Origin of the sequence: Bacillus sp. EKM202B (genome assembly GCF_011066025.1) — a bacterium.
GTDB classification, from domain to species: Bacteria; Bacillota; Bacilli; order Bacillales; family Bacillaceae_G; genus Bacillus_A; species Bacillus_A toyonensis.
The window spans coordinates 169,441-178,821 of sequence record NZ_JAAMNK010000009.1 but is presented as its reverse complement, the minus strand read 5'-3'; the positions used below and the strand labels follow the sequence as shown (position 1 = coordinate 178,821).

At 38.3% G+C, this 9,381-nt stretch carries 9 protein-coding genes, 1 rRNA gene and 1 riboswitch; of the genes, 9 read left to right on the top strand and 1 reads right to left on the bottom strand.

The genetic code is table 11. The annotated features are described in order from the left end of the window. Positions 1–81: 81 nt before the first annotated feature. Positions 82–197 (top strand): 5S ribosomal RNA (rrf, locus tag G9F74_RS14080). 45 nt (positions 198–242) lie between these two features. Here the strand turns inward: rrf and G9F74_RS30100 are convergent. Next, positions 243–509, bottom strand: coding sequence for a hypothetical protein (locus G9F74_RS30100; protein WP_033668261.1), 267 nt, complete (start codon positions 507–509; stop codon positions 243–245). 299 nt (positions 510–808) lie between these two features. Further along, positions 809–910: riboswitch (purine riboswitch) on the top strand. A 110-nt stretch (positions 911–1,020) separates the two neighbouring features. Between G9F74_RS30100 and purE the strand changes: the two genes are divergently transcribed. The 8 genes from purE (at position 1,021) to purF (ending at position 9,296) form a co-directional block, all read left to right on the top strand. Then, positions 1,021–1,506: a 5-(carboxyamino)imidazole ribonucleotide mutase gene (purE, locus tag G9F74_RS14070; protein ID WP_000839361.1), complete on the top strand. Its 486-nt coding sequence runs from the start codon at positions 1,021–1,023 to the stop codon at positions 1,504–1,506. After that, positions 1,503–2,654 (top strand): 5-(carboxyamino)imidazole ribonucleotide synthase, encoded by a 1,152-nt coding sequence (purK, locus tag G9F74_RS14065; protein WP_000196786.1) that lies wholly within the window; start codon positions 1,503–1,505, stop codon positions 2,652–2,654. The genes purE and purK overlap by 4 nt, the downstream gene beginning before the upstream one ends. Further along, positions 2,651–3,958 (top strand): adenylosuccinate lyase, encoded by a 1,308-nt coding sequence (gene purB, locus G9F74_RS14060; RefSeq protein WP_000610752.1) that lies wholly within the window; start codon positions 2,651–2,653, stop codon positions 3,956–3,958. Before purK ends, purB begins: the two co-directional genes overlap by 4 nt. A gap of 88 nt (positions 3,959–4,046) precedes the next feature. Continuing rightward, positions 4,047–4,766 carry a phosphoribosylaminoimidazolesuccinocarboxamide synthase gene (purC, locus tag G9F74_RS14055; protein ID WP_001170546.1) on the top strand — a complete coding sequence of 240 codons (720 nt, stop codon included), beginning with the start codon at positions 4,047–4,049 and terminating at the stop codon, positions 4,764–4,766. Continuing rightward, entirely contained in the window at positions 4,759–5,013 is a 255-nt protein-coding gene (purS, locus tag G9F74_RS14050) for a phosphoribosylformylglycinamidine synthase subunit PurS (RefSeq protein ID WP_000278820.1), read from the top strand. Before purC ends, purS begins: the two co-directional genes overlap by 8 nt. Continuing rightward, positions 5,010–5,693, top strand: coding sequence for a phosphoribosylformylglycinamidine synthase subunit PurQ (purQ, locus tag G9F74_RS14045; RefSeq protein WP_000666769.1), 684 nt, complete (start codon positions 5,010–5,012; stop codon positions 5,691–5,693). Before purS ends, purQ begins: the two co-directional genes overlap by 4 nt. After that, positions 5,677–7,896, top strand: a complete 2,220-nt coding sequence (gene purL, locus G9F74_RS14040) for a phosphoribosylformylglycinamidine synthase II (RefSeq protein WP_000055552.1) — start codon at positions 5,677–5,679, stop codon at positions 7,894–7,896. Before purQ ends, purL begins: the two co-directional genes overlap by 17 nt. Continuing rightward, positions 7,881–9,296, top strand: a complete 1,416-nt coding sequence (purF, locus tag G9F74_RS14035; protein WP_000879031.1) for an amidophosphoribosyltransferase — start codon at positions 7,881–7,883, stop codon at positions 9,294–9,296. Before purL ends, purF begins: the two co-directional genes overlap by 16 nt. Positions 9,297–9,381: the final 85 nt, after the last annotated feature.

Sequence of the window (9,381 nt, the reverse complement as noted above, 5' to 3'; positions counted from 1 at the left end):
ACGAATACTAATAGATCGAGGACTTAACCATATAATATGTAGCAAATGTTATCTAGTTTTGAAGGAATATGCCTTCAATAGTTTGGTGATGATGGCAGAGAGGTCACACCCGTTCCCATACCGAACACGGAAGTTAAGCTCTCTAGCGCCGATGGTAGTTGGGACCTTGTCCCTGTGAGAGTAGGACGTCGCCAAGCAAGCTTAAGACGAGTCAGGATGACTCGTCTTTTTTGTGTTTATTTTTATTTACCAAATGTCATAATCCATAAATTTAATAACGCCAAAAATGAAAAAAGAATGAAATAGAGACTGTTTAAAATAATGGCAATGATTTTTGGTGTTCCTGATTTTCCGACTGCCCTAAAATAATACTTAAGAACAGGAAACATTATTTCTATTATAAGTATATATTTTAAAAAATGAGAGTAGAAAAAATGGGATGATATAAATAAGTATCCAATCATTATAGCAATTACTGCGATAGAGAAAAATAAATAAGATAATAGCATAGTTATTTTTTTTCACGGTTATTCTCCCCCTAAAAATTAAATCGCTATAATATAAGTTCTATTGATGTATAGAGAATAAGAGTTTATATACTTTTATTAAAATGTACTGAAGTACCATATAAACAATTGTACGTAAAATAGATCTCTAGAAATATATATTCTAATTCCCTTTCCTTCTTGCATATAGTTGCAATTCTTCTTTTGAATATAACTAAAACACGAACGTTATTGGTAACTAGTAAAAAAACATTCGATTATTTATTGACATTGTTTATAAAATATTGTTAATATAGCCATAGAAACAATAATATATAAGACCTCATATAATCGCGGGGATATGGCCTGCAAGTCTCTACCTAACGACCGTTATTCGTTAGACTATGAGGGAAAGTCACTCGGTATTTTTCTATTCACAAGGGATACGTATGCCTGAGTAGAGCGCTTTCTCTCATAGTAAAAGAGAAACTGTTCTATTTCAGGCTTTTTTTATTTGAATCGGGGGGATTCTAATATGAAATCACTAGTTGGAGTCATAATGGGAAGTACGTCAGACTGGGAAACAATGAAATTTGCTTGTGACATTTTAGATGAATTAAATATACCGTATGAGAAAAAAGTTGTATCCGCTCATCGGACTCCGGATTATATGTTTGAATATGCAGAGACGGCTCGTGAACGTGGATTGAAAGTTATTATTGCTGGAGCTGGTGGAGCAGCGCATTTACCAGGAATGGTTGCAGCGAAGACAAATCTTCCTGTAATTGGCGTTCCAGTTCAATCAAAAGCGTTAAACGGATTAGATTCATTATTATCCATCGTCCAAATGCCAGGAGGGGTTCCAGTTGCAACTGTTGCAATTGGTAAAGCTGGTTCAACAAATGCTGGATTACTTGCTGCACAAATACTTGGATCATTCCATGATGATATACATGATGCATTGGAATTGAGACGAGAAGCGATTGAAAAAGATGTGCGTGAAGGTAGTGAGCTAGTATGACGAGAATCATTTTACCTGGAAAAACAATCGGCATTATTGGAGGCGGCCAGCTTGGAAGAATGATGGCATTGGCAGCTAAGGAGATGGGATATAAAATTGCTGTTTTAGATCCTACAAAGCATTCACCATGTGCACAAGTTGCTGATGTTGAAATTGTTGCACCATATGACGATTTAAAAGCAATTCAGCATTTAGCAGAGATAAGTGATGTTGTCACATATGAATTTGAGAATATTGATTATAGATGTTTACAATGGCTTGAAAAACATGCTTACTTACCACAAGGTAGTCAGTTGTTAAATAAAACGCAAAATCGTTTTACAGAAAAGAATGCAATTGAAAAAGCCGGGTTACCGGTAGCGACGTATAGATTAGTTCAAAATCAAGAGCAGCTTACTAAAGCGATTGCTGAGTTATCATATCCTTCCGTCTTAAAAACAACGACAGGTGGATATGATGGGAAAGGGCAAGTTGTTTTAAGAAGTGAAGCTGATGTTGAGAAGGCACGAAATCTTGCGAATGAAGCAGAATGCATTCTAGAAAAATGGGTGCCTTTTGAAAAAGAAGTATCAGCTATTGTCATTCGTAGTGTAAGTGGTGAAACGAAAGTGTTTCCAGTAGCGGAAAATATTCATGTGAATAACATTTTACATGAATCTATCGTTCCAGCTCGCATTACAGAAGAACTTTCTCAAAAAGCAATTGCTTACGCAAAGGTACTTGCGGATGAATTAGAACTTGTGGGAACACTAGCGGTAGAGATGTTTGCTACAGCTAATGGTGAGATTTACATTAATGAATTAGCACCAAGACCTCACAATTCAGGACACTATACACAGGATGCATGTGAAACGAGTCAATTTGGTCAACATATTCGAGCAATCTGTAATTTACCTCTTGGAGAAACAAATTTGTTAAAACCAGTTGTCATGGTAAACATTTTAGGCGAACATATAGAAGGGGTCCTAGGACAAGTGAATAGATTAACCGGGTGCTATTTACACTTGTATGGAAAAGAAGAAGCAAAAGCGCAGCGAAAAATGGGGCATGTTAATATTTTAAATGATAATATTGAAGTCGCTCTAGAAAAAGCGAAGAGTTTGCATATTTGGGACCATCAAGAACAACTGTTGGAGGGAAAAAGATGATTAATCGTTATACACGCCCTGAAATGGGTGCTATTTGGACGGAAGAGAATAAATTTAAAGCATGGTTAGAAGTTGAGATTTTAGCTTGTGAAGCATGGGCTGAGCTTGGCGATATTCCAAAAGAAGATGTTAAAAAAATTCGTGAGCATGCATCATTTGATATTGATCGTATTTATGAAATTGAAAAAGAAACACGTCATGACGTAGTTGCTTTCACTCGTGCTGTATCAGAAACACCAACATTAGGTGAAGAACGCAAATGGGTTCATTACGGTTTAACATCTACAGACGTAGTAGATACAGCTTTATCTTACATCTTAAAACAAGCAAATGAAATCTTGTTAAAAGACTTAGAAAACTTCGTTAGCATTTTAGCTAACAAAGCGAAAGAGCATAAATACACGATTATGATGGGAAGAACGCACGGTGTTCATGCAGAGCCAACGACATTTGGTTTAAAACTTGGTCTTTGGTATGAAGAAATGAAACGTAACGTAGAGCGTTTCAAACAAGCTGCGGATACAGTTCGCGTGGGTAAATTATCTGGTGCAGTTGGTACATACGCGAACATTGATCCATTCGTAGAAAAATTTGTTTGTGAAAACTTAGGATTAGAAGCGGCACCAATTTCAACACAAACATTGCAACGTGATCGGCATGCACATTACATGTCAACACTTGCGCTAATCGCAACATCTATTGAAAAGATGGCAGTTGAGATTCGTGGTTTACAAAAGAGTGAAACACGTGAAGTTGAAGAGGCTTTCGCAAAAGGTCAAAAAGGTTCTTCTGCAATGCCACATAAACGTAATCCAATTGGATCTGAAAATATGACTGGTTTAGCTCGTGTTATCCGCGGTTATATGATGACGGCTTACGAGAATGTTCCATTATGGCATGAGCGCGACATTTCTCACTCTTCAGCAGAACGCGTAATTCTACCAGATGCTACAATCGCATTAAATTACATGTTAAATCGCTTTGGTAATATCGTTAAAAACTTAACTGTATACCCGGAGAATATGAAACGCAATATGACAAGAACATACGGCTTAATTTACTCTCAGCGCGTAATGCTTACACTAATCGACAAAGGTATGGTACGTGAAGAAGCTTATGATATCGTACAGCCTAAAGCGATGGAAGCTTGGGAAACACAAGTACAATTTAAAGAGCTTGTAGAAGCTGATGAGCGTATTACGAGCAAATTAACGCAAGAGGAAATTAACGAATGCTTCAACTATGAGCATCATATGCAACATGTTGATACAATCTTTGAACGCCTAGGATTAAACGAAGCGTAAAATTTTATATGGCACAGAATAGAGTCATTCTGTGCCATTCTTTATAAAAATATTATTCACATTTTTCAAACTACAGGGGGCTTGCGAAATGCAAAAGCTAGAATTGCTGTATGAAGGTAAGGCAAAAAGAATTTATCGTACAGAATCAGCAGATATGGTTTGGGTAGAGTACAAAGATAGTGCGACTGCTTTCAATGGGGAGAAAAAAGAGACGATTACAGGAAAAGGTCGTTTGAACAATGAGATTACAACTTTATTGTTCAGAAAGTTACAAGAAGTAGGAATAAAAACACATTTTGTTGAGAAGTTATCTGAAACAGAGCAACTTGTAAAAAAAGTGAGTATTATTCCTTTAGAAGTTGTCACAAGAAATGTAATTGCAGGAAGCCTTTCAAAGCGATTAGGAATGGAAGAGGGAACTGTACTTGCAGAACCAATCGTAGAATTTTACTTCAAAGATGATGATTTAGGAGATCCGCTTGTAACGGAAGATCATATTCGTGTATTAAATGTTGCGTCACCAGAGCAAGTAAGCGTATTACGAGATATGGCTCTACAAATCAATCAAGTATTGATTGAGCATTTCGCAAGCTGTCGTGTAAGATTAGTAGATTTTAAATTAGAGTTTGGTGTAACGGAAGAAGGAGAAATCATATTAGCGGATGAGATCTCACCAGATACTTGCCGTTTATGGGATGAAACGAGCAATGAAAAGTTTGATAAAGACGTATTCCGTCGCGATCTTGGAAATTTAACAGAAGCTTATGAAGAGATTTTAAAACGTTTAGGGGGAATTTCACATGTATAAAGTTAAGGTATATGTAACGTTAAGAGAAAGCGTATTAGATCCACAAGGAACAGCAGTAAAAGGGGCACTTCATAGTCTTTCATTTACAGAAGTACAGGATGTTCGAATCGGAAAATACATGGAACTAACAATTGATAAATCTGTATCTGACCTTGACGCAAAGGTAAAGGAAATGTGTGAAAAATTATTAGCAAACGTTGTAATGGAAGACTTCCGTTATGAAGTTGAGGAGGTTGTCGCACAGTGAAATTTGCCGTAATAGTATTTCCGGGTTCGAACTGTGATGTCGATATGTTCCATGCAATTAAAGATGAGCTTGGTGAAGAAGTAGATTACGTTTGGCACGATAAAGAGAATTTAGATGAATATGATGCAATTTTACTACCTGGTGGATTCTCTTACGGTGACTATTTACGTTGTGGTGCTATTTCTCGCTTTGCTAACGCAATGAAAGCAGTGCAAAAAGCTGCTGAGCAAGGAAAACCAATTTTAGGAGTGTGTAATGGATTCCAGATTCTTGTTGAATCAGGATTACTACCAGGAGCACTAATAAGAAACGAAAACTTAAAATTTATGTGTCGCACTGTTCAGTTACGTGTTGAAAATAACGAAACGATGTTTACATCACAATATGAAAAAGATGAAGTAATCAATATTCCAATTGCACATGGTGAAGGGAATTACTATTGTGATGAAGTAACTCTTAAACAATTAGAAAAGAATAATCAAATCGCATTCCGTTATGTAGAAAATCCGAATGGTAGCGTTTCAGATATTGCTGGTATTGTAAATGAAAAGGGAAATGTACTTGGTATGATGCCACACCCAGAGCGTGCTGTAGATGAATTGCTTGGTGGTGCTGAAGGGTTAAAAGTCTTTCAATCTATCTTAAAACAGTGGAGGGAAACATATGTCGTTAATGCTTGAACCAAATCCAACACAAATTAAAGAAGAGCGTATATATGCGGAAATGGGGCTAACAGACGAAGAGTTTGCCATGGTTGAAAAGATTCTAGGCCGTTTGCCGAATTATACAGAAACAGGTTTATTCTCTGTAATGTGGTCTGAACATTGTAGTTATAAAAATTCAAAACCAGTTCTTCGCAAGTTCCCAACAACAGGTGAGCGTGTCCTGCAAGGCCCTGGAGAAGGCGCTGGAATTGTAGATATCGGTGATAATCAAGCGGTTGTATTTAAAATGGAAAGCCATAACCATCCTTCTGCTATTGAACCATATCAAGGAGCAGCAACAGGCGTTGGTGGTATTATCCGTGACGTATTCTCTATGGGAGCACGTCCAGTAGCTCTATTAAACTCACTTCGCTTCGGTGAACTACAATCACCACGTGTGAAATATTTATTCGAAGAAGTAGTAGCTGGAATCGCAGGATACGGTAACTGCATCGGTATTCCTACTGTTGGTGGCGAAGTACAATTCGATCCATGTTACGAAGGAAATCCACTTGTAAATGCAATGTGCGTAGGTTTAATTAACCACGAGGATATTAAAAAAGGGCAAGCACACGGTGCTGGCAATACAGTAATGTACGTAGGAGCATCAACTGGTCGTGACGGTATTCACGGTGCAACATTCGCATCTGAAGAACTATCTGAAAGCTCAGAAGCGAAACGTCCGGCAGTTCAAGTAGGAGATCCATTTATGGAGAAACTTCTTATCGAAGCATGTTTAGAACTTATTCAGTCTGATGCACTTGTTGGAATTCAAGATATGGGAGCTGCTGGTTTAACTTCATCTTCTGCAGAAATGGCAAGTAAAGCAGGTATGGGTATTGAAATGTACTTAGATGATGTACCACAGCGTGAAACGGGAATGACACCATATGAAATGATGCTATCTGAATCACAAGAGCGTATGTTAATTGTTATCAAAAAAGGTAGAGAGCAAGAAATAGTAGATTTATTTGAGAAGTATGGTCTTGCAGCAGTTACGATGGGGAAAGTAACGGAAGACAAAATGCTTCGCTTATTCCATAAAGGTGAAATGGTAGCTGAAGTACCAGCAGATGCTCTTGCAGAAGAAGCGCCAATTTATCATAAACCATCAAAAGAAGCAGCATACTTTGCTGAGTTCCAGCAGATGAAAGTGGAAACACCGCAAGTAGAAGATTATAAAGAAACGTTATTCGCTTTACTACAACAACCGACAATTGCAAGTAAAGAGTGGGTATATGATCAATATGATTATCAAGTACGCACAAGCACAGTTGTTACACCAGGTTCAGATGCAGCGGTTGTACGTGTACGCGGTACAGAAAAAGGATTAGCAATGACGACAGATTGTAACTCTCGCTATATTTACTTAGATCCAGAAACGGGCGGTAAAATTGCAGTAGCAGAGGCAGCGCGTAATATCGTATGTTCTGGTGGAGAGCCACTTGCAATTACAGATTGCTTAAACTTTGGTAACCCAGAAAAACCGGAAATCTTCTGGCAAATTGAGAAATCGGTAGATGGTATGAGTGAAGCTTGTCGCACATTACAAACGCCAGTTATTGGCGGAAACGTATCGATGTATAACGAGCGTAGTGGTGAAGCGGTATATCCAACACCGACTGTTGGGATGGTTGGTCTTGTCCATGATTTAAAACATGTAACAACACAAGAATTTAAGCAAGCTGGCGATTTAGTGTACGTAATTGGAGAGACGAAAGCTGAATTTGGTGGAAGTGAATTACAGAAAATGGTCCACGGCAAAATTTTCGGCCAATCACCAAGTATCGATCTAGATGTAGAATTAAAACGCCAAAAACAAGTATTAGAAGCAATTCAAGCTGGCCTTGTTCAATCGGCACATGATGTTGCTGAAGGTGGTTTAGCAGTTGCAATTTCTGAAAGTGCAATTGGTGCTAACGGTTTAGGTGCTACTGTGAAATTAGACGGTGAAGCAACGGCGGTATTATTTGCGGAATCACAATCTCGCTTCGTTCTAACTGTAAAACGTGAAAACAAAGAAGCGTTCGAGAAAGTCGTCGAAGCAATTCAAGTTGGAGCAGTGACAGATACAAATGAGGTAACAATTCATAATGAAGAAAATGAAGTATTACTTACAGCAAATGTAGATGAAATGAGACAGGCTTGGAAAGGGGCAATCCCATGCTTGCTGAAATAAAGGGGTTAAATGAAGAATGTGGCGTCTTTGGAATTTGGGGGCATGAAAATGCGGCACAAGTTTCGTACTACGGATTGCACAGTTTGCAGCACCGTGGGCAAGAGGGCGCAGGCATTGTTGTAAATAATGGGGAAAAAATCGTCGGTCACAAGGGATTAGGTTTAATATCGGAAGTGTTTTCAAGAGGTGAGCTAGAAGGATTGAACGGAAAATCAGCAATCGGACACGTACGATACGCGACGGCTGGTGGAAGTGAAGTAGCTAACGTTCAACCATTATTATTCCGTTTTTCTGATCATAGTATGGCATTAGCTCATAACGGAAATTTAATTAATGCAAAAATGCTTCGCCGCGAATTAGAGGCAGAGGGAAGTATTTTTCAAACGAGTTCAGATACAGAAGTACTTTTACATCTTATTAAGCGTAGTACGAAAGATTCTTTAATTGAAAGTGTAAAAGAGGCACTAAATAAAGTGAAAGGTGCGTTTGCATACCTTTTACTAACTGGGAATGAAATGATTGTTGCGCTAGATCCGAATGGGTTCCGTCCTCTTTCAATTGGAAAGATGGGTGATGCTTACGTTGTAGCATCAGAAACATGTGCTTTCGATGTAGTAGGTGCAACATACATTCGTGATGTAGAACCGGGTGAATTACTTATCATCAATGATGAAGGAATTCACGTAGATCGTTTTACAAATGAAGTAGATCATGCAATTTGTAGTATGGAGTACATTTACTTTGCGCGTCCGGATTCTAATATCGCTGGTATTAATGTCCACGCAGCACGTAAAAACATGGGGAAACGTTTAGCGGCAGAAGCTCCTATTGAAGCTGATGTTGTTACTGGTGTACCAGATTCTAGTATTTCAGCTGCGATCGGTTATGCTGAGGCGACAGGCATTCCATATGAGTTAGGATTAATTAAAAATCGTTACGTTGGACGTACGTTTATTCAACCTTCTCAAGAACTGCGAGAGCAAGGGGTAAAGATGAAGCTTTCCGCAGTAAGAGGTGTAGTTGAGGGGAAACGAGTTGTTATGATTGACGACTCTATCGTAAGAGGAACGACAAGCAAACGAATTGTTCGTATGCTTCGTGAAGCTGGAGCGACAGAGGTTCATGTAAGAATTGCTTCACCGCCTCTAAAATATCCATGTTTCTATGGTATTGATATTCAAACGAGAAAAGAATTAATTGCAGCAAATAATACAGTAGAAGAAATCCGTGAAATGATCGGAGCGGATTCTTTAACATTTTTAAGTGAAGATGGATTAGTAGATGCAATTGGACGTCCATATGAAGGGAAATATGGCGGCCTATGTATGGCTTACTTCAATGGAGACTATCCAACAGCTCTTTATGATTATGAGCAAGAGCTTTTAGAAAGTATGAAATAAGAAAGTGAAAAAAGCTTCTACTTCTTTTGATGTAGAAGCTAGCTTCTTTCTTAAAAACGGCCGCCCTGGATGGGGAGAAATTAAA

Coding starts and splice junctions, on each gene's coding strand:
- G9F74_RS30100 (WP_033668261.1), bottom strand. CDS start 509: ATGCTATTATCTTATTTATTTTTCTCTATCGCAGTAATTGCTATAATG.
- purE (WP_000839361.1), top strand. CDS start 1,021: ATGAAATCACTAGTTGGAGTCATAATGGGAAGTACGTCAGACTGGGAA.
- purK (WP_000196786.1), top strand. CDS start 1,503: ATGACGAGAATCATTTTACCTGGAAAAACAATCGGCATTATTGGAGGC.
- purB (WP_000610752.1), top strand. CDS start 2,651: ATGATTAATCGTTATACACGCCCTGAAATGGGTGCTATTTGGACGGAA.
- purC (WP_001170546.1), top strand. CDS start 4,047: ATGCAAAAGCTAGAATTGCTGTATGAAGGTAAGGCAAAAAGAATTTAT.
- purS (WP_000278820.1), top strand. CDS start 4,759: ATGTATAAAGTTAAGGTATATGTAACGTTAAGAGAAAGCGTATTAGAT.
- purL (WP_000055552.1), top strand. CDS start 5,677: ATGTCGTTAATGCTTGAACCAAATCCAACACAAATTAAAGAAGAGCGT.
- purF (WP_000879031.1), top strand. CDS start 7,881: ATGCTTGCTGAAATAAAGGGGTTAAATGAAGAATGTGGCGTCTTTGGA.